Source organism: Humidesulfovibrio idahonensis, from assembly GCF_054657715.1.
This window is the reverse complement of record NZ_BAAHYE010000003.1, coordinates 1,600,984-1,619,723: the sequence shown is the minus strand read 5'-3', so window position 1 is coordinate 1,619,723 and position 18,740 is coordinate 1,600,984. Positions and strand designations below refer to the sequence as shown.

Sequence of the window (18,740 nt, the reverse complement as noted above, 5' to 3'; positions counted from 1 at the left end):
GTAGCTGGCCTGGGGCGGCGCGGCAAGTGGCTTTGCGCAGGCGGCGCGGCGCAGCGGTCAGGCCTCGCGCAATGGCGGGCGCCAGGGGCGAAGGGCTTGCCGCCGGACACAGCGCGGGCAAGACGCGCGCTGCGGAGGCGTTCCCGGCCCCGAACCGGACGGCTAGCTCTTTTTCACGGCCTCGGCGATCTTCTCCTTGACCAGGCTGTTCACTTCCTTGAACACGCTGGGGCTCAGGTTGCTTGAAAGGTAGCTTGAAGCCAGGCTGGAGCTGCTGGACGAGCCGTAGCCGCGCAGGGCGCTGGACGTGCTGGACGTGGTCACCGAACTCAGGCTGCCCGTTGTGGAGGCATTGGAGAACTTCCCGGCCAAGTTGTTCAGCTGGTACTTCTCCGTGGCGTCGGTGGCGTCATCGGCGGCCTCGTGCAGGCTGGCGGCGATGTCGCTGGTGGCCTCCTTGAAGGCCTCCGGATCCTGCTTCTGCAATTTCGAAAGGGAGCTCAGCAGCGTCGCCGCCGTGGAAATGCTGGTTCCGGAAGTGCTGGTCGTGGTGTCGTCGCCGGTGTTGTTCACGGGCGTAAAACCCGACGAGGACTTTGCTGACGACAGGGATGTGGTCAAAACGTCCGTGGAGTTGTCCACGTCGATGTAATTCAGCACGGATTTCAAATTGCTGTTGCCAAGAATGCCGATGGTCATGGTCCGCCTCCTGGATGACTCTGCCGCCGCTGGGCTTGCCGTGCGAGAGGAGCAACTTCCGCGCCAGGACGAAGGTGGAACAGACAGCCGGCCGCCCAGCGGGGCCCGGCTCCGGCGCTTCACGGCCGGAAAGCGCCACAGGGCCTCGCTTCTTCGTCCTCAAGACAGCCAGGCAGCACGGAAGGCGGAATTCGGAAGGCCCGGCGGTGCGCCCAAAATTTTGGCATTTTTTTCCGCCCTCGCGCCCGGCGGCTGACGCAAGTCAAGGTGCCGGCACCAGAGCTGGAGTATGTTCTCTTGCCAACAGCGCACACACCAGCCAGGAGCCCAGCCCATGAACGAGCAGAACACCACGCAGGCGTCCGCAGACGCCAGCACCCGGCACGCGCACGACACCTTTGCCGTCGTGCCCCGACCGCCCTCGGGCGTCATCTCCGCGGAGCAGTTGGAGACCCTGGCGCAAACCATCCGCCGGTACGGCATCCCCTTTGCCCGCATCACCTCGGGCCAGCGCATCGCCCTTGTGGGCATCAAACCCCAGGACCTGCCCGCCGTGCGCGCGGCTTTGGGCATCGCCGCCGAGGAAGCCGACCACGGAGGGCCCTCCGTGCAGGCCTGCCCCGGCGCAACGGGTTGTCCCAACGGCTTGCAGGACACCCAAAGCTTGGCCACGCGCCTGGACGGCCTGCTTGCCGGACAACATAACGGCACCGACCTGCCTGCCCGCGTGCGGGTGGGCGTGTCCGGCTGCCCCCGCTGCTGCGGCGAGTCCTACGTGCGCGACATCGGCCTTGTGGGCCGCAAGAACGGCTGGACCGTGATCTTCGGCGGCAACGCGGGCGGCAAGCCGCGCGTGGGCGACGAGCTGGCCAGCGGTCTTGCCACGGAGGAAGCCCTGGACCTTGTGGCCCGGGCCTTGGCCCACTACGCGGCCACGGCGAAAAAGCGCCAGCGCACGGCGCGCTATGTGGAGGCCTGCGGCATTGAGAGCCTGCGCGAAGCCCTCGGTCTGGCACCACAGTCCGCGCCAGAGGCTTGAACGCGGCGGCGCTTGCGGGTATCCTCCGGCATCCGCCAACCTTCAGCCACCGAGGAGTACCCATGCGCAAGCTTCCCGCTTTGCTGCTCGCCTTTGCCGTCACGGCTTCGGGCTGCGCCCTGAAGCAGAACGTTCCCGTGAGCACCGACCCGAGCGGCGCGTCCGTCTACCTGGACGGCAAGCTCGTGTGCGCCGCAACCCCGTGCAGCGTGGAGGCCGCCACCGACCAGGGGCATCTCGTCACCATCATCAAGGACGGCTACCGCCAGCGCGACATCCCGCTCAAGCTGACGCAAGGGCCGCGCGGCGGCAGCGCCCTCTCCCCGGACGTGGTGACCCTGAAGCTCTCCCGCCCGGGCGAGCTCGACGTGCGCGATCCGGACAACGTGGTCGACACCGCCGTGGGCATGGGCATGGAGATGCTCAAGCGCGTGCTGGAGGAACAGCAGCAGGACAAGTAGGCCGGCGCCCCGGCGGGCAAACAAAGCGGCCCGGTTCCCCTCGCAGGGAGCCGGGCCGCTTGGCGTTGTAGGGATGCTTGGGCCTAAACCTTGTTCTTGCGCGACTCCATGGGGATGGAAACGGCGGCGGCGGAAGCGCCCGTGCCGAGGGAAGCCACCTGGCAGGCGTTGGCGCAGGCGGTGCGGCGGCTCACGCCGGGCACCAGGTTCGGCATCACGGAGAGCAGCGACAGGCACAGGGCCGCAAGGTACGGCGCGCTCTGCACCAGCAGAATCACCGCCCAGGTGACGATGTCCGGGTTCTCGGTGCCGTAGCGGGCAAGCACGGCTCCGGCGGCCACCCACAGCAGGGCCAGGATGATGAGCTCTTCGCGGGCCATCATCAGGCCGCGCACCACGGCGCAGCGCTCCTCGCACTTGGGCGTGCGCAGGAAGGGCTTCTTGGAGGTGCAAAGCCCCTGGACCATGGCCTTGGCGATGGTGTGCGTGAGCGCCAGGCCGGCAATGGCCGCGCCGATGCGCTCCCACAGGCCGCACTTCACGCGGGTCTTGTACAGCCACATGAAGTGGAACAGCTTGAACAGGAAGGCGCCCAGCGGCGGCAGCAGGAAGATGGACAGCGGCGTGCCGAAGAAGCGCGGCAGGGTCAGCATGCCCAGGCTCCAGAACAGGCTCACCACCAAGACGGCGATCTGCGTGGCGTCGGCGAACCAGGGCAGCCAGCCGGCGATGAAGTGGTACTTCTGGCCGTTGTCCAGGCTGGAGGTCTTGTTCCAGGGCAGCAGCATGCGCCAGTGGCGCTTCAGAATCTGCACCGCGCCGTAAGCCCAGCGGAAGCGCTGGCTCTTGAAGCCGGAGTATGAGTCTGGGGTCAGGCCCTGGCCGAAGCTCTCGGGCACGTAGACGGCCTGGTAGCCGCGCTCGAACACGCGCAGACCGAGCTCCGCGTCCTCGCAGATGCACCATTCGCCCCAGCCGCCGACCTCGTCCATGACGCTCTTGCGGATCATGGTCATGGTGCCGTGCTGGATGATGGCGTTGCGCTCGTTTCTGTGCACCATGCCGATGCGGAAGAAGCCGTCGTATTCCCAGGCGCACACGGTCTTGTACGGGTCGCCTTCCCACTCGCGGTGGTCCTGCGGCGACTGCACGATGGCCACGTCCGGCTTGTCGAAGTACGGAGTCAGGGAGCGCAGCCAAGAGGGCCGCACCTGGTAGTCGGAGTCCACAACGGCCACCACGCGGGCGTCGCTGGCGGTCTCCTTCAGGGCGAAGTTCAGCGCGCCGGCCTTGTAGCCGGGCCACTCCTCAAGGTGGAAGAAGCGGAAGCGCTCGCCAAGCTTGGCGCAATGCTCCTCAAGGGGCTTCCACAGGGCCGGGTCGTGGGTGTTGTTGTCCACGAGCAGCACTTCAAAGTTCGGGTAGTCCAAAGCGGCCAGGGAGTTCATGGTGGCGATGACCATGTCTGGCGGCTCTTTGCAGCAGGCGACGTGGATGGAGACCTTGGGCAGGCCCTCGTCCGAGTCGTGGCGCAGGGGGTAGAAGCGGCGCTTCAAGCCCTCGGGCCAGAGCATCTCGCTCATTTCAAAGCCGTTGATGAGCACCACGGCGAGCAGGCCGATCTGCATGGGCAAAAGGAAGCCCCAGGCCAGAGTCTCGGCCGGCAGGAATTCAATGGTGATGGGCGTGAAGGCGATCCACACCAGCGAGCTGGTCACGGTCTGCAAAAGCAGGGAGAAGAACAGCTTGCCCTGGAAAGGCTGGTCCTTGCGGCGGTACAGGAAGTACAGCATGGGGATGAGGCAGAGCAGCGAAACGCCCCACTGCACGGGCCACAGGCTGTCCTCAAGAATGGTGCCCACCAGGGGAATCTTGTTGTCGCGGTCGACGGTCCAAATGCCCCAGTGCGCGCCCACAACGCCTTCCAGCGGGCGCTTCCACGGCTGGTCAAAGGCTTCCATGACGCAGTAGTCGATGTTCTGCTGCTGGGCCAGGTTCATGAACTGGCGCAAAAACTTGGCTTCGTTGGCGATGCTCGCCTTGGCCTTGCCCCAGCGTTCGCCGTTGCTCGGCCAGCCTATTTCAGCCACCAGCACGTGCTTGTTCGGGAAGCGCTCCACAACCTGATGATAGCGCTTCATGCTCCACTCGATGGCCTTGTCCTCGGGAATGCGTTCCCAGTAGGGCAGGATGTGGATGGCGATGAAGTCGACGCTGTCGGCCAGCTCCGGGTGGTTGATCCACACGTGCCAGGGCTCTGCGGTGCTCACCTGGACGTTGGGGGCGGCTTCCTTCACGCGGCGGATGTAGGCGGCCAGCTCCGCGGGCTTGAAGTCGCCGCGCAGGATGGATTCGTTGCCCACGATGGCGCGGGTGATGTTCTTGTGTTCAACAAGGTTCTTGGTCAGACCGGCTATTTCCGCCTCGTTGCGCTTCAAGCGCTTGTCGAGCCACGCGCCGGCGATGACGGGCATGCCGTACTTCTCGGCGATGCCGGGAATGGCCTCCATGCCCTCAGTGGACGAGTAGGTGCGGATGGCGCCGGTCTTGCCCTTGAGGAAAGCCACGTCCTGGTCGATTTGCGCGGCCGTGGGGAACTTGTTGACGAGGGGGTCCTGGTCGGCCCGGTAGGGGCTGAAGGACACGGCTTTCACCTGCCCGGTGAAGTCGAGCTGCGGATCTGCCGGACGGTTGAACCAGGCCCAAAGGCCCAAGTTGACCGCCATGACGATGAGCACGATGAGTGCGTTCTTGCGCATAGTGCCGCCCACTCCAGGATGGCGCATGGTCGATTACATTGTCTGCCGCTCAGGCGGCGCTGGTCGATTGGAAAACCCACCCATAAAAACAGCGGCCTGACGCCGCTTGCAACACGTCTGGCCGATGCGGGGAAGCCCATACTCCAGCCGGACCCTTGAGGCAACCGCCCCGCTGTTCCGGCCTGGTGCGCAAGAGGCAATAGTGTACCATTTGTGCGCACTCGGACCATTCCCGGCACCCGCGTCAACGCGCCTGCCCTTATTGAGCAAAGCCCGTGCCATGTTTTAAACGCATGAATTTCAACGAGATTACAAAAAGGTTACGAAAATCTCATGTTTCTTGTGTGTAATATTTGCGCACTTGCCGACAAGGGCGGTCCGGCAGGCGCCTCCACTGCCCGACGCAGCGCTTCCCTCTTGCCGCAAAATGAGGCAGAAGAGGGCTTGCGGAGGCAGTATGACTCTGGAGTTCCTGCTCTGGGCGGCGCTTCTTGCGCTGGCGGCTTTGGCCGGGCTGGGCGCGGCCTGGTGGGGACGAACGCGCTTTGTGCGCGGCCGCCGCGCCATGCTTGCCGTGGGCGCCTTCCTGCTGGTCGGCCTTGCGGGCGGCTACGTGGCCCATGGCCCCGTGGCGGAGACCATCTCCCGGCACAGGCTGGCCGCGGCCACCCTCCGCGCCGATGAAATCTTCCACACCGACGGATTGTTGCGCGCCCTGGCCCAGGCCGAGCCCGAGCAGGCCGGCGTTTTGCACGCGCGCTTGGCCATGGCGCTGGCCAGCGCCACTGAGGCCGAGGCCGCGCCGGTTGAGCAGCGTCTGCGCGCCGAGGCCCTGCACGAGGCCCTGGCCGCGGCCTTCGCCCGGCTGCCCAACGCCTCGGACGAGGCCGCCGCGCGCCTGGCCCAGGCCCTGTTGAACGCCCTGCAGGCCCTGCAAAAAACGGACGCCCTGCTGTGCCTCGGCTTGCTGCATCCGGCCTCGCAGACCGACGCAGCCCTCACCGACAACGCCCTGGCGCGCCTGGAGGGCAGTGTGCGCAAAGATTTGGAGTCGGCCCTGGCGCTCACCCTGGCCAGCAGCGTCATCCGCCCGCACTCCGCGCCCTTGCCCGGCAAGACCGACGCCGCCCTTGCGGACATGTTTGCCGAGAACCTGCCTGAATTCCAAAGAGTATATGGCGACGCCAAACAGGTGAACGCGCTGTTCGAGGCCCTGGCCGAGCCGGAGCACGCCCGGGCCATAGCGCCCGATGTTCTGAGCGCCTTTGCCCAGGACCTTTTGCGCGCACTTTTGCGCATGCCCCCGGAAGTGCGCGGGCCCGGCCTGCGGCGGCTTTTGGGCACGGGATGACAAGACAGGCCGGCGGCTCCGCTCCCACCCGGACGGCCATCTCATTCGGCAGGGCGCGGGCCTTTCCCGCAGTGCGGAGCCCGCGCTGGCCTAGATGGTCCAGAGCGCTCCCAGACGCTTGCGCGCCAGCGCCTCCAATTTGGCATGAAGGGACCTGGCCTTGTGCGAACGAGGCGAGAACACGGCTTTAATTCTCCGCCGATATGTGTGCCACCAGCTCAGCTTGTTCACGGAGGCCGGTGTTACTTGACCGTGGCGGGCCAGCTCCATGCGGATCGCCTGCACATTCCCGCTGAGGAACGCGAGCCCCAGCGACTGCAATTCCGGGCTATGCCGCAGCTCCGGCCCGCAGAACTCCGGCCCGAGCCAGTCGGTCGAAATGCCTTGAAAAAGCTCCTGTCCCAACTGCGCGACGCGCTCCTCCCAATGGGGCTCGCACCCCAGAATCCGCGGCATTATGTTCTTGATGTCGCGCAGATAATTCTCGGAGAGATATCTCACGAGCGGCTTTATTTGACCTGCGTTCACCAGGATATCTTTGACCAGCGCGTAGTGCGCAAGCTCGTGCTCAATCTCCGTCTCCAGGCAGGAGTCCATGCCCTTATGCTCCTGCCGAAAATAATACATGAACGACGGACACTGCGAGAAATTCCCCACGCGGCAAAGCAAATCGTACATGACCACGATGTCTTGCCCGAGCTTGAGGGGCGGGTGGATGATGTTCTGGCCGTTGAGGAACTCGGTGTTGATGATCCAGCGCCAGAGGACCTTGGACTTCCAGTACTGCGGATTGCCGAAGGTGGTGCGCGAAGCAGAGGGGTGATAGAAATAGCGGCGTGTATTGAAGGTCTTGCAGGAGAATACCACAGCGTTGCCGCACACCATGTTCACATGGTCGCGCTCCGCCACGCCGAGCATGTCGCTGGCGGCGTTTGGGTCCAAAAAATCGTCGGCGTCCAGCCACATCAAATAACGCCCGCGGCTGAGCGACTGTCCCACCTGACGGGTGCGGCCCAGGCCCATGTTCTCCTGATGGTGCACGCGCACGCGGCCATCGGCCTTGACGTAAGCCTCGGCGATTTCGGCCGTGTTGTCCTTTGAGCCATCGTTCACGATGACCACTTCAATATTCGCCCGACTCTGCCAAAGGCAGGACTCAACGGCGTATGGAAGCCAACGCGCCATGTTGTAGGCTGGAATAATGACCGTAAGATCTGGCTCTCGCAAAGCTCCCCCCGCGATGATTGCTCATTGCGCCGCGCCTGCCGCAGCATAAAAACGAAGGGATACGTGCTAGCGATAATTGGCCAGAGTTGCAACCAGTTTAAAACATTCTCGGGATACGCGGAGGCTTGCGGTGCCCAAGTCAGCGCCGGAAACGGTTGCGCACGGCCAGGGCGAAGAGGGTGAACTGCACGGCGATGAGCAGTTGCCACACCCCGCGCCCCACCTTCACCCAGCCGTCGCCGGGAATGTCCTTGGCAAAGGGGATGGTGGCCATGGTGGCGTTGGCGGCCGTTGCACCTGCGAGCGTGCTCCAGTCCATCGGCTGCGGCGTGGCGTTCAGCGCAAACGACAGCCCGACCAGCGCCAGCAGCCACACCCCTGCCCGCACGGCGCGTTCGCCGAAACCGCTGGTGGCCCAGTACCACCACGTGAGGGAACGCAGCATTATCGGTGTGATTAATTTATATTTCAAGCAGCAGCGTCGCAGAAAGCTTCTTTTTCTCCCTTCTTTGTATTTTAGAAGCAAAGAAATTATATATAGTTTGCCATTCTGCTGAGCTAAGGTCATCGATTTTTCTTGATAGTGCCAATGTGAAACCATTGTCTGATCATGCTCTTCCACAGCACGTTGTTTCAAAGACCTATAAAGTTCTTCACAAACCTTTGCCGCACTGGTAGTTATAATATCATAATATCCAACTCCCAAGTGCTGTGGCCAATAGCATTGAAGAAAAGAGAATAAATGAAGTTCACCAGATGTAATAATAATCTTTTCAAGAGATTTTTCCGAAATAAACCGCATTTGTATAGATCTGTCTTTTGCATGACATTCGCTAAATTGTACACAGTCTTTAAATACAGATCTAACAAATAGCACTGATTTTTTGAATGTTGTTCTCGTAAACAACACTATATCTTTGAATATTGTTCTTCCGAACACAACATTACCAACAAATATTGCGTTCTCAAATAAAGCGATGCTGCTGAATGTTACCCAAATAAAGGAAGCCTCACCGTTGAACGTAGCCCAAGACATATCCAATGGTGGCAAAGGCTCGTAATAGTATTTATGTGGAAAAGAAATATCTCCAGGAAAAACGGTGCCGGAGAGGAGGCACGCCGCATCACTGCCTCCCGCAGCAATCCTATCTTTTGTGTCATCGATACGTAAAAATACTAGCTCGTTAAATTCGCTTGTCGTGTACTTTTCTTGTCCAACGGTTCTCTTCCACTTTTGCTCACCAGGCGCATGAAAAACACAATATTCTTTCCCGTCCGCCGGGTCCGTCCAAACGACCTCCTGCGGGTCCGCCCACTGATACTTCTCACACTTACAGCACCCCATACGCCCTCCTTCTTCCAGCCTCATCCTATCCACTACCCAATACGCCCCGGCCTGCAAAGCCCAAAGCGCCGGACCGAACATGTCCGCCAAGAGCCTGCCGGAATTTCAGAGGGGAAGACGGCGATGCCAACAGAGGAGCCCGCTGTTCGAGGCCCTGGCCGAGCCGAAGCACGCCCGGGCCATGGCGCCCGATGTTCAGAGCGCCCTTGCCCAGGACCTTTTGCGCGCACTTTCGCCCATGCCCCCGCAAGTGCGCGGCCCCGGTCTGCGGCGGGGCGCGGGGCTTTGGGGCGCGGGGGAACGGCGATACCGCCGATAGGAACTCTCCCAATCCCCCAGGGCCGCGAGGCGGGAGCTAAATCTCCGTGAACGTGGCGTTGGCCCCGCGCTCCTCGAACAGCGCCCGCCAGAACGCCATATGCCCCGCCCCCTGCCGTTCCGCATTCTGCGGACGCCGGATGTACAGCACGGACACGTCCACGCCGCCGATGTTTGTCGGCCGCACGGCCTCGTAATACGGCCAGGTGCGGAAGGTTTGGAAGCTCACGGCGTGGCGGCGGCTGTACTGATTCAACCCCCGCGTGTGCTGGAGCATGTCCGAGATGACAAGAAGCCGCTTGCCCTTGGGCGGATTTTCGCCCTCGCCGCTGAAGGCCTGCGAGCAGACCGAGGAGATGGCCTCCAGCACGCCCGAGGTGTCGCTGCCCTCTGCCCGCTGCGCCTCTGCCGCGGCGGCCAGCACCTTGTCGCGGAAGTTCTCGCGCCAAAGCGCCTTGGCCACGCTTTGGGTAACGAAAAACGCGGGCCGCTCCGAGCCGTCGCCCGGGTTGCAGATGGTGAACTTGGAGGCGCCCACCTGCCCCTTGGCCAGCAGAAACACCTCCACACGCCCCTTGGGCGGCACCGCGTTCAGCACGCTTTCCAGCTCCTTGCGCACGCGGCCTTGCTGCGACTCGGAAAGCGGATCCGTCACGTCCAGCAGCACCGCCGTCACCGAGCTTGGCGCACCCGCGCACATCGTCTGCGCGTCCACCGGATCCGGGTCGTTTGGCGCAAAGCGGTAGACCAGAACGCCCGCCGCCAGAAACAGTCCAATGACCACCATCAGCGGGCTCGCAACCCATTTCATCTTGGGCTTGCGCCGCATCGGCCGGCCAGGCATCGGCATCTCCTCATCCCTCCTCGGCATATCGCGCGCCGTCTGCCTGCGGTGCGCTGCGGTGGCGACTCTTCCCACAGTCCTCCTGCGGCTGAATATCGACGGGAGTGCAATCCGCCAGCGCATCCTGGGCAGCTTGATGTTCATCGTGCAGGTCCTTCAGGCTGGCATCGAAGCGGGCGCAGGCGTCCGCCTCGATCGCCTTGAGTTCGGGTTCGGCCTTGGTCGTGGCGCTGATGTTTTCCAGGCTCGCCGGAACAAGGTTTTCCTTGTTGTCGAAGTAGCACGGCTTCGGCGCGGTCCTGTTGGAGCTGATGTTCGTCTGCCGGTAGTGCCCGAGCACGGCGTTCAACGTCTCCTCAAGCCCCTGGATGTACTGGCGGTAGCGCGTCTGCAGGTCGTGCATCTTCTTCACGGTGCTGCGGTACTCGGAGACATTGCGCCGGATGGCGTCGCGCGTTTCCTCAAGCTCCCGGACGGACGACTCGAACGTGACGGCGAGGTGGCGGCTCCACTGGCTTTTGCCCACCAGCAGCTCCTCGTGCGTGTTGTTGTACATGCGGGTCTGGTCGGCGTATTCCGGGTAGGGCTCGTCCCAACGGAACCCGCTCCACACCGCGCCCGCGCTGCAGATGATGCCGAGGCAGAACAGCACGAAGCTGGAGACGTCGCCCAGATCAAAGGGCTGGGCCATGAGCCGCCGGAACGCGCCGACGGCCGCTTCGCGGGCCAGGGTCGCCAGGCCTTCGCCCAGCAGCGTGCGCATGTGGGCCACGCCGAGGTTGACGCACAAGAGGCCGCCCACGGCCAGCAGAATGCCAAGCGACGCGGCGACCTTTTTCCCGGTGTCCACATGCATGAGGTAAGGCAGGCCGATGAAGCCGATGAAAAAGCCGAGGCACAGGTTGACCAGGGCGATGGTTCCGGCGATGCTCAAGCCCTCGAACAAGCCGCCGGCGAGCTTCTGGCTAATGTAGATGGAGTTGATGACCATCTCCACGCCGAGGATCGCCAGCAGCACCGCCAGCTTGGTCGTGCTCTCCCGGTTGTCCAGGTTCGCGTCCGGGCCACGACGGTGCGTCTCGCGAAAGGCCTGGAGCGCGGTATAGCCCCGGCACATCTTGTTGAACAGGTCGGTGACGCCGACAATGGCGTCGCGGCGGCGGCGCTGCAGGTTCGCCCTGGCGCTTGCGCCCTTGACCGACACGTCCGAGGGCACAAGCGCCTCGTCCAGGTTGTTCAGATGCTGCCGGTGGCTCTGGTAGACCTCGTTGTACGAGCGCAGGGCCGCCGCCTCCGCCTGCTGGACATGACCGCACACCTGCTTCTCCACGGTGCTGGGCTCCGTGGCGTTTTCAGGCGGGCGGTTCGCGTCGCCCGCCACACGGGCCATGCTCGAAACGTGGTATTCGTCGATGAGGTCCTGCGGCGTCACGGTTTCAAATTCCAGCTCCCGCAGCTCCACAACCTCGCCTTGCTGTTGCTGTCGGCCCTCGCTTCTTGCCCAGAACAAAAAGAAACTCTTGCCCATGACGCCCCCCTTGGCAGTCGCAGTGATGATGCGGCGTCTTCCGCCCACAGGGGCCAAGATCCGGCCCGGCCTCAACCGTGAAATGCATACCGCATCGCAACTAGCGTACAACAATTTTAATTTCAAGCAGTCTATATTGCGCGGAACGGAATTTCCTCCCGGCCCGGCCCTCTTCCAAACCGCGAAGCTTTGGCGTAGGGGAAACGGATATGGTACATCTCGATCACGTATCTTGCGTTTTCGGCGGCGTGCAGGCCTTAAACGACATTTCGCTCCACGTGGAGCGCGGGGAATTCGTGTTTCTGACCGGCCCCTCCGGCGCGGGCAAAACCACCCTTCTGCGCGTGCTCTACGGCGACATAAAGCCCAAGGCCGGCTCGGCCACCGTTGCGGGCGTCGATCTCATGCGGCTGCGCTCCTCCGGCCTGCCCGCGCTGCGGCGCAAGGTGGCCGTGGTGTTCCAAGACTTCAAGGTCCTGCCGGAGCGCACCGTGTTCGAAAACATCGCCATCGCCCTTGAGGTGCGCGGCGTGCCCAAAAGCAGCATCGACCGCCGTGTGCGCGCCGTCATCCGCGCCCTCGACCTTGAGGAGCGCTCCTATGCGCCCTGCCGCGAGCTTTCCGGCGGCGAGCAGCAGCGCGTGGCCATCGCCCGCAGCATGGTGGTGAACCCGGAGCTGATTCTGGCCGACGAGCCCACCGGCAACCTGGACGCGGACCTCTCGCGCCACCTCATCGAATTATTCAAGCAGTTCAACACCTACGGCACCACCATCATCATGGCCACACACAACCGCGACGTGCTCTCCTGGGCGCCGGAGGCGCGCCAAGTGCACCTTGTGCGCGGGCAGATAACCCTGCCCACGGCCGAGGTGCTGAGCGGGGCCGAATGCGTTGCCGGCCTTGTGTCCAAACGGAGGGGCGCATGAGCACGGGCAAACTTATGGCGCGCGGCGTGGCCGACATGCGCCGCTTTCCGCTGCCGCAGCTGTGCACGCTCATCACCGTTTGCATGGTGGCGCTCCTGGCGGCAACCGGCCTTTTGATCCTGCACAACGTGCAGCAGGAAGTGCTGAAGACCCAGGCCCAGGCGCGGTTTCAAATCTACTGGAGCGCCAGCTCCAACATGACCGACGTGGAAGCCCAGTGGGCGGACCTGAAGCGCGTGCCCGGCGTGGCCGAGATGTCGACCTTCACCCCGCGCGCGGCCATGGCCGAGCTCATGCGCGGACTTTCCGCCGCGACGCCGGCCGCCCCGGCAAAGCCGGTCCCGACCGCCAAGGCGGACAGCACGGCCAACGCCACTGCGGCAAACGCCAACGCCACAGCCAACGCCACGGCCGCCCCGGCAGATCCCGGGCCCATGCTGCCCGCCTCCGCGCCGGACGACTTCGCCTGGCTGGAAGGCGAGAACATCCTGCCGCCCACGGCCCTGCTCAGTTTCGACATCCCCGCGGGCGAGGCGCCGGAACCCTGGATGGGCCGCATGTACGCGCGTCTGCGCGGGCTGCCCGGTGTGGAGCGCGTGACCTACAACGCCGCGCAGCTCTCCCTGGCCACGGGCTGGATAGCCCTCATCCAGCAGGCCGCCTGGCCCGCCCTGGGCTTCTTCGCCCTGGTGGTGGCCCTGGTGGTGGGCAATACCCTCAAACTCATGATGCTGGCCCGCCGCGACGAGGTGGAGATATTGTCCCTCGTGGGCGCCAAGCCCTGGTTCATTCGCGCCCCGCTCTTCGCCAACGGCGTGGTGCAGGGCTTTGTGGGCAGCGTGCTGGCCCTGGTGTGCCTGAAGTTTCTGCAGGCCTGGCTGCGCAGCGTGCTCGACGTGCCGCCGCTGTTCCTGAAGGTCGAATTTCTGCCCGCATGGCAGTGCTTTTCCCTGGTCTTCGCCACCACCTGCGTGGCGGGCCTGGCCGCGTTCGTCGCTGCAAGAAAATAATTCCCCCCCAACAGGAGACATCCCATGTCCGTCACCAAGAAGATGACCGCCCGCAGCTCCAAAATGACCAGCGGCATGGAAAAGGCCCCGCACCGTTCGCTGCTGTCCGCCCTGGGCATGACACGCGAGGAAATGCGCCGCCCGCTCATCGGCATCGCCAACGCCGCCAACGAGATCATTCCCGGCCACATCCACCTGGACAAGATCGTGCAGGCGGTGAAGGACGGCGTGCGCATGGCCGGCGGCACCCCCATGGAGTTCCCCACCATCGGCGTGTGCGACGGCCTGGCCATGAACCACGAGGGCATGCACTTCTCCCTGCCCAGCCGCGAGCTCATCGCCGACTCCGTCGAGATCATGGCCACGGCCCATCCCTTTGACGCCCTGGTGCTGGTGCCCAACTGCGACAAGGTCGTGCCAGGCATGCTCATGGCCGCGCTGCGGCTCAACATCCCCACCATCGTCGTCTCCGGCGGGCCCATGCTCGCGGGCGAGGTGCGCGGCAAGCGCGTGGACCTCATCACCGTGTTCGAGGCCGTGGGCAAGGTCAAACTGGGCAAGATGGACGAGTCCGAGCTGCAGGAGCTGGAAGAAGGCGCCTGCCCCGGCTGCGGCTCCTGCTCCGGCATGTTCACGGCCAACTCCATGAACTGCCTCTCCGAGACCATCGGCCTGGCCCTGCCCGGCAACGGCACCATCCCGGCCGTCTCCGCCGCGCGCATCCGCCTGGCCAAGCAGGCCGGCATGCAGATCATGGAGCTGCTCAAGAAGAATATCCGCCCGCGCGACATCGTGACCGAAAAGAGCGTGAAGAACGCCGTGCGCATGGACATGGCCCTGGGCTGCTCCACCAACACCGTGCTGCACCTGCCCGCCATCTTCCGCGAGGCCGGGCTGCCCCTCACCCTGACCATCTTCGACGAAGTGAGCCGCACCACGCCGAACCTCTGCCGCCTGGCCCCGGCCGGGCCGGACTACATCCAGGACCTGAACGCCGCGGGCGGCATTCCCGGCGTCATGTCCGAGCTGAACAAGGCCGGGCTCATCGAAACCGGCGCCCTGACCTGCACCGGCAAGACCGTGGGCGAAAACCTCGCCGAACTCAAAGCCGCCGTGCGCGACTACAACATCGTGCGCCCCATCGACTCCCCCTACGCCCAGCAGGGTGGCATCGCCGTGCTCTTCGGCAACCTGGCCCCCCTCGGCGCGGTGGTGAAGCAAAGCGCCGTGGCGCCGGAGATGATGCAGCGCAAGGCCAAGGCGCGCCCCTTCGACTCCGAGGCCGAGGCCTTCGAGGCCATCATCGGCGGGGCCATCAAGCCCGGCGACGCCGTGGTCATCCGCTACGAAGGCCCCAAGGGCGGCCCCGGCATGCGCGAAATGCTCTCTCCCACCAGCACCATCATGGGCATGGGCCTTGGCGAATCCGTCGCCCTCATCACCGACGGCCGCTTCTCCGGCGGCTCGCGCGGGGCGGCCATCGGCCACGTCTCGCCGGAGGCCGCCAGCGGGGGCCTCATCGGACTCGTGCAGGACGGCGACATCATCGAAATCGACATCCCTGGCCGCAAGCTGAACCTGCTGGTCGACGAGGCCATTCTGGCCGAGCGAAAGGCGAAGTTCCGCCCCAAGCGCAAGACCATCAAATCGCCCTTCCTGAAGCGCTACGTGAAGCACGTGACCAGCGCCGCCCAGGGCGCCGTGCTGGAGTAGCATCGGGGCAGGGGCCACCCCTGCCCCGATGTCGAAGACTTAATGGCTTGCCATAAGTCTTGCATCAAGCGAACTCCAAGCACCTCAAGCCTCTGGCAGTTATCGTGAGCGGGCGAGCCAAGCCTGTTCGAAGGTGAATTATCACATCCGCTCATAATGCTAACGAGGTAGTTCATATGCTGGACATCGTCTCTGCAGGAGAATCCGCACTCGCATCCTTTGAGACGATCTGCGATGGTTCGCTCTTTGATCTCAAAGGGGTTCTCCCCTCAGAAATGCTCTTCCTTTGCGCAATCGTCCGGGAGCTTGAGGCCGATTCCGTGGTGGAATCAGGAAGAGCGAGAGGGGTCAGCACGGCGCTCATCTCGTCTTTTTTTGCAAACAGCGGCATTGATATCTACAGCATCGAGAATACGAAATATTCTCTCGACTCAAAAATTGCCGAGGCCCGATTAAAAGACTTCAAGAACTTGCACTTGCTCTACGGTGATGCTTTCGTTCGTTTGCCGAGGATTGTTCAACGCCTAAAAGCCCCTGTTGTTTTCATCGATGGCCCTAAAGGTGAAAAAGCTGTTTTCCTCTGTGCATACTTATTAAAAGAATTTAAAAACATTAAAGCTGTGTTGATTCATGATTGCTACAGAGGCTCTGTGGAGCGTTCACTCATCAGCACATTCCTCCCGAATGCCATCTCTTCAGATGACCCCAGTTTTGTAAATCGTTTTAGGCATCTGGACACGGCTTGCTGGGAGAAGGTTCATGCTCTTGGCGATGTCTCCACTGCTCCATACATTCAAAATGGCAAAGCGGTTGAATCTTATGGGCACACCATATCTGCCATAATAAATGATGATTCAACGCATATGCAGTGCGAGAATCTATTCCAGGAACTAAATGTCGACGCGAAGGATTTCGATATTGGCTTTTTCGGCGGGCTGTTGCGAGAAGTGAAGACGTATTTGCCACGCAGGTCATACTTTCAAGCGATATAGAACCGGAATGCTGAGGAAGGGAGAGCGCACCGCGTCAGTCTCCCTTACGGCCGCCCCCCTTGGCGGGTATCATCGTCTCAAGGGTGCAGGTGCAGTAGGCCTTTCTTGTTCGTTCCGTGCCCCCCGTGGCGGCGGCGACGGCTGCATATGCCCTCCTCGACACTTTTGCGCTCACACATAACGACTGGCGCGAAGACCGCCGGGCTCAGCACGAGCGCGTGTCTTCCAGCAGCGGCTTGTCATTCTCCAGCGGCAAAATGATGAAGAAGTTGTTGCCCAGCGGCTCAGCCTCGTAGCCCACCTGCCCGCCATGCAGGGCCACCACCTGGCGCACAAAGGCCAGGCCCTGGCCGGTGCCGTGTTCCTGCCCGGTGGTGCTGGCGCGGAAGCCCGGCCGGAACAGCTGGCCGCGCTCGTTCTCCGGTATCACGGGGCCGGTGGTGAAGACGTTCAGCTTCACCCCGTCGCGTCCGGGGCCGAAGACATCGGGCTGCACGGCCCAACCATAGGCCATGAATTTTTTGGACAGGCCGTCCGGCCCGGTGACGGCCCGCGTGTACTTGACGGCGTTGGAAAAGAGGTTGGCGTACACCTGGGCCACAAGCCCCAGGTCGGCCATGAGCATCACGGGCTTGTCCGGAATGCCGCCCATGGAAAGGTCGATGGCCACGCCCCGGTCGCTGAGCCGCGGGCGGAAGCGCTCCACTTGCGGGTCCACCACCTGCTGGCGCAGATTCACCAGGCGCTTCTCCAGCACATAGCGGCCTTCCTCAAAGTGTCGGCGGCGCAGCAGGGTCTCCAGAAACAGGCTGGTCTGCTCGTAGTGCCGGTTGATCTCCTCGTACTGCGAGCGCATGCGGGTCTGCAGCACGTCGAGCTCCAGCAGAAATTGGCGCGGCGTGTCCAGGGGCGCCTCCAGAATGAGCCGCTCCAGGGCGGAGATGGACCCGCGCAGCCGGTTGAAGAACAGCTTGAAGGTCATGTTGGGCACAATGACGTTGTGGCCGATGTCGGACACGAGATTCTGAATGAAGGTGAGATGCTCGCGGTTCTTGGCCCGGGCCATGCGGTTGTGCATCTGGTAGCCCACGCGCCCGGCGAACTTTTCGTAGAACAACTGGTGCTTGGCCGAAAGAGAAGCCCCCCCGACAACCTCCACCCAGCCGATGATGCCGTGCTCCAGAGGAAAGCCCATGAGTTCGGCGGTGTCCTTGCGGCCCTTGATGGGCGCGTAGAAATGGGCGCCCAGCGTGGCGGAAACGGGCGGAAGCGCCTCGGACGGCTGTTCACGAGGGAGGCTGAGGCTGCGCGCCAGCCGCCAGGAGTTCTCGGATGTGCGCAGGTACACGCGCACTTCCTGATGGAAGAAGATCATGGGCAGCAGCACGCAGATGGTCAGCAGATCCCGGCGGGAGTCATACTCCTGGGCCAGGTCGAAGAAGGCGTTGAGCATGCGCTGCTCGTCGAGGTTGAAGCCGTAGCCCTCGGCGTCCTCGATCTTCTGGTGCACGCGCTGCTCCAGGGCGCGCAGGCGCACGTGGTCGTTCTCCAGGCATTGGGCCGGGTCCGGCGGCAGGGCCTGCGCGGCGGCAGGACCAGGAGCCTGCGGGAAATCAGGCGAAGCAGTGGGCGCGCCCGTCTGCTCGTCCGGGGCCGGAGGTCCGCCCCGCCCCACGGCGGATTCGTCTTGACGCTCGTCAGACATGGCGACCTCCGTTGGCGTCCGGCCGGGCGGCATGCACGTCCCGTACGCCGAGCACCTGGCGTTCAATGTCGAGTTCGGGGTGGGCCTCGCCACGCGGGGCAAGCCGCCAAATCCAGCTCTCCCCGGTCAGGTCCGGCCGCACACCGTACAGCAGGTCATCCTCATACTGCGCCACGCCCCCGGCCAGGCCGCGCTCCGTCGTGTCCGCCACCAGGCAGACCGGGCACGGCAGCGCCGCCAGAGCGTCCAGGTGCGCGCGCACCAGTGCGGCGCCATAAGCCTTGCGCCGCTCCGGATCCAAGTCCGGGCACGTGCGCTCCATGACGGCCAGGGGCGCCAGGGGCAGTTGGGAAAGCACGTTGGCGGAATAGGCGAAATCCGGCCCAGCCTGACCCAGGGTCAGATCCGGCACGGGAAGGTCCGCAGGTTCGGCGGGCGGCGCGGCATGCAGCACCCCGGTCATGTCGGCGTGGAGCAAGGACACGTTGCCCAGGGCCTTGGCCAAGCGCACGGTGCGCGGCAAAAAGGCCATGTCCGCCAGCACCACGCGCCCGAACAAGGCCGCGAGCCGCTCCAGGGGCACGTCGTTCAATATGCCGCCGCCGTAGACCAGGGCCGTGCGCCGCGCTTGCGGGGAGGTGGCCTCGGCCGCGTGGAGGCACAAGCCCCTGGCGCGCTCCAAATGTCCGGCCCAGGCCTGGCGCTGCCGCCGGTGCCTGGCCCAAATGCCCACAAGCTCGGTCAAATGGCCGTGGGGATTCGGCTCGCCGCCAAGGCGGGCGCGGGCGTAGTGCAGGGCCTCGAACAGCATGGCGCTCCG

At 63.7% G+C, this 18,740-nt stretch carries 15 protein-coding genes; 7 read left to right on the top strand and 8 right to left on the bottom strand.

All coding sequences use genetic code 11. The features are described 5' to 3' along the window. Window positions 1–162: 162 nt before the first annotated feature. The gene (locus tag ACYQ4W_RS13535; protein WP_459857606.1) at window positions 163–699 is read right to left on the bottom strand and encodes a hypothetical protein; all 537 of its coding nucleotides are present in this window, start codon (window positions 697–699) and stop codon (window positions 163–165) included. A gap of 334 nt (window positions 700–1,033) precedes the next feature. Between ACYQ4W_RS13535 and ACYQ4W_RS13530 the strand changes: the two genes are divergently transcribed. Together ACYQ4W_RS13530 and ACYQ4W_RS13525 are read left to right on the top strand one after the other, a co-directional pair. Further along, window positions 1,034–1,738, top strand: coding sequence for a nitrite/sulfite reductase domain-containing protein (locus tag ACYQ4W_RS13530; RefSeq protein ID WP_459857604.1), 705 nt, complete (start codon window positions 1,034–1,036; stop codon window positions 1,736–1,738). 62 nt (window positions 1,739–1,800) lie between these two features. Continuing rightward, a complete protein-coding gene (locus ACYQ4W_RS13525) occupies window positions 1,801–2,199 on the top strand; it encodes a PEGA domain-containing protein (RefSeq protein ID WP_459857602.1) in 399 nt (132 codons plus the stop codon). An 83-nt stretch (window positions 2,200–2,282) separates the two neighbouring features. On the opposite strand, the gene ACYQ4W_RS13520 is transcribed toward ACYQ4W_RS13525, so the two are convergent. Beyond that, the gene (locus ACYQ4W_RS13520) at window positions 2,283–4,958 is read right to left on the bottom strand and encodes a glycosyltransferase (RefSeq protein ID WP_459857600.1); all 2,676 of its coding nucleotides are present in this window, start codon (window positions 4,956–4,958) and stop codon (window positions 2,283–2,285) included. A gap of 457 nt (window positions 4,959–5,415) precedes the next feature. Between ACYQ4W_RS13520 and ACYQ4W_RS13515 the strand changes: the two genes are divergently transcribed. Then, window positions 5,416–6,309, top strand: coding sequence for a hypothetical protein (locus ACYQ4W_RS13515; protein WP_459857598.1), 894 nt, complete (start codon window positions 5,416–5,418; stop codon window positions 6,307–6,309). Between the two features lie 90 nt (window positions 6,310–6,399). On the opposite strand, the gene ACYQ4W_RS13510 is transcribed toward ACYQ4W_RS13515, so the two are convergent. The 4 genes from ACYQ4W_RS13510 to ACYQ4W_RS13495 all read right to left on the bottom strand — a co-directional run bounded on the left by ACYQ4W_RS13510 (window position 6,400) and on the right by ACYQ4W_RS13495 (window position 11,571). Beyond that, window positions 6,400–7,536, bottom strand: coding sequence for a glycosyltransferase family 2 protein (locus ACYQ4W_RS13510; protein WP_459857595.1), 1,137 nt, complete (start codon window positions 7,534–7,536; stop codon window positions 6,400–6,402). Between the two features lie 139 nt (window positions 7,537–7,675). After that, the gene (locus ACYQ4W_RS13505) at window positions 7,676–8,971 is read right to left on the bottom strand and encodes a pentapeptide repeat-containing protein (RefSeq protein ID WP_459857593.1); all 1,296 of its coding nucleotides are present in this window, start codon (window positions 8,969–8,971) and stop codon (window positions 7,676–7,678) included. 265 nt (window positions 8,972–9,236) lie between these two features. After that, on the bottom strand, window positions 9,237–10,043 hold the full coding sequence (locus ACYQ4W_RS13500) for a hypothetical protein (protein WP_459857591.1): 807 nt from the start codon (window positions 10,041–10,043) through the stop codon (window positions 9,237–9,239). 10 nt (window positions 10,044–10,053) lie between these two features. Continuing rightward, on the bottom strand, window positions 10,054–11,571 hold the full coding sequence (locus ACYQ4W_RS13495) for a hypothetical protein (protein ID WP_459857588.1): 1,518 nt from the start codon (window positions 11,569–11,571) through the stop codon (window positions 10,054–10,056). 209 nt (window positions 11,572–11,780) lie between these two features. Here ACYQ4W_RS13495 and ftsE point away from each other — a divergent pair, with 209 nt between their 5' ends. The 4 genes from ftsE (at window position 11,781) to ACYQ4W_RS13475 (ending at window position 16,215) form a co-directional block, all read left to right on the top strand. Next, window positions 11,781–12,500, top strand: coding sequence for a cell division ATP-binding protein FtsE (gene ftsE, locus ACYQ4W_RS13490; protein WP_459857586.1), 720 nt, complete (start codon window positions 11,781–11,783; stop codon window positions 12,498–12,500). Beyond that, complete coding sequence (locus ACYQ4W_RS13485) at window positions 12,497–13,510, top strand: cell division protein FtsX (RefSeq protein ID WP_459857583.1); 1,014 nt, start codon at window positions 12,497–12,499, stop codon at window positions 13,508–13,510. The genes ftsE and ACYQ4W_RS13485 overlap by 4 nt, the downstream gene beginning before the upstream one ends. Before the next feature lie 42 nt (window positions 13,511–13,552). Beyond that, window positions 13,553–15,223: a dihydroxy-acid dehydratase gene (gene ilvD / locus ACYQ4W_RS13480; RefSeq protein WP_459858557.1), complete on the top strand. Its 1,671-nt coding sequence runs from the start codon at window positions 13,553–13,555 to the stop codon at window positions 15,221–15,223. Window positions 15,224–15,399: 176 nt separating this feature from the next. Further along, complete coding sequence (locus tag ACYQ4W_RS13475; RefSeq protein WP_459857581.1) at window positions 15,400–16,215, top strand: O-methyltransferase; 816 nt, start codon at window positions 15,400–15,402, stop codon at window positions 16,213–16,215. Between the two features lie 205 nt (window positions 16,216–16,420). On the opposite strand, the gene ACYQ4W_RS13470 is transcribed toward ACYQ4W_RS13475, so the two are convergent. Together ACYQ4W_RS13470 and ACYQ4W_RS13465 are read right to left on the bottom strand one after the other, a co-directional pair. Then, window positions 16,421–17,920, bottom strand: a complete 1,500-nt coding sequence (locus tag ACYQ4W_RS13470) for a sensor histidine kinase (protein WP_459857578.1) — start codon at window positions 17,918–17,920, stop codon at window positions 16,421–16,423. Next, entirely contained in the window at window positions 17,913–18,731 is an 819-nt protein-coding gene (locus tag ACYQ4W_RS13465; protein ID WP_459857576.1) for a hypothetical protein, read from the bottom strand. The genes ACYQ4W_RS13470 and ACYQ4W_RS13465 overlap by 8 nt, the downstream gene beginning before the upstream one ends. Window positions 18,732–18,740 lie beyond the last annotated feature (9 nt).

Coding starts and splice junctions, on each gene's coding strand:
- ACYQ4W_RS13525 (WP_459857602.1), top strand. CDS start 1,801: ATGCGCAAGCTTCCCGCTTTGCTGCTCGCCTTTGCCGTCACGGCTTCG.
- ACYQ4W_RS13530 (WP_459857604.1), top strand. CDS start 1,034: ATGAACGAGCAGAACACCACGCAGGCGTCCGCAGACGCCAGCACCCGG.
- ACYQ4W_RS13515 (WP_459857598.1), top strand. CDS start 5,416: ATGACTCTGGAGTTCCTGCTCTGGGCGGCGCTTCTTGCGCTGGCGGCT.
- ACYQ4W_RS13535 (WP_459857606.1), bottom strand. CDS start 699: ATGACCATCGGCATTCTTGGCAACAGCAATTTGAAATCCGTGCTGAAT.
- ftsE (WP_459857586.1), top strand. CDS start 11,781: ATGGTACATCTCGATCACGTATCTTGCGTTTTCGGCGGCGTGCAGGCC.
- ACYQ4W_RS13495 (WP_459857588.1), bottom strand. CDS start 11,571: ATGGGCAAGAGTTTCTTTTTGTTCTGGGCAAGAAGCGAGGGCCGACAG.
- ACYQ4W_RS13465 (WP_459857576.1), bottom strand. CDS start 18,731: ATGCTGTTCGAGGCCCTGCACTACGCCCGCGCCCGCCTTGGCGGCGAG.
- ACYQ4W_RS13520 (WP_459857600.1), bottom strand. CDS start 4,958: ATGCGCAAGAACGCACTCATCGTGCTCATCGTCATGGCGGTCAACTTG.
- ACYQ4W_RS13475 (WP_459857581.1), top strand. CDS start 15,400: ATGCTGGACATCGTCTCTGCAGGAGAATCCGCACTCGCATCCTTTGAG.
- ACYQ4W_RS13500 (WP_459857591.1), bottom strand. CDS start 10,043: ATGCCTGGCCGGCCGATGCGGCGCAAGCCCAAGATGAAATGGGTTGCG.
- ACYQ4W_RS13470 (WP_459857578.1), bottom strand. CDS start 17,920: ATGTCTGACGAGCGTCAAGACGAATCCGCCGTGGGGCGGGGCGGACCT.
- ACYQ4W_RS13485 (WP_459857583.1), top strand. CDS start 12,497: ATGAGCACGGGCAAACTTATGGCGCGCGGCGTGGCCGACATGCGCCGC.
- ilvD (WP_459858557.1), top strand. CDS start 13,553: ATGACCGCCCGCAGCTCCAAAATGACCAGCGGCATGGAAAAGGCCCCG.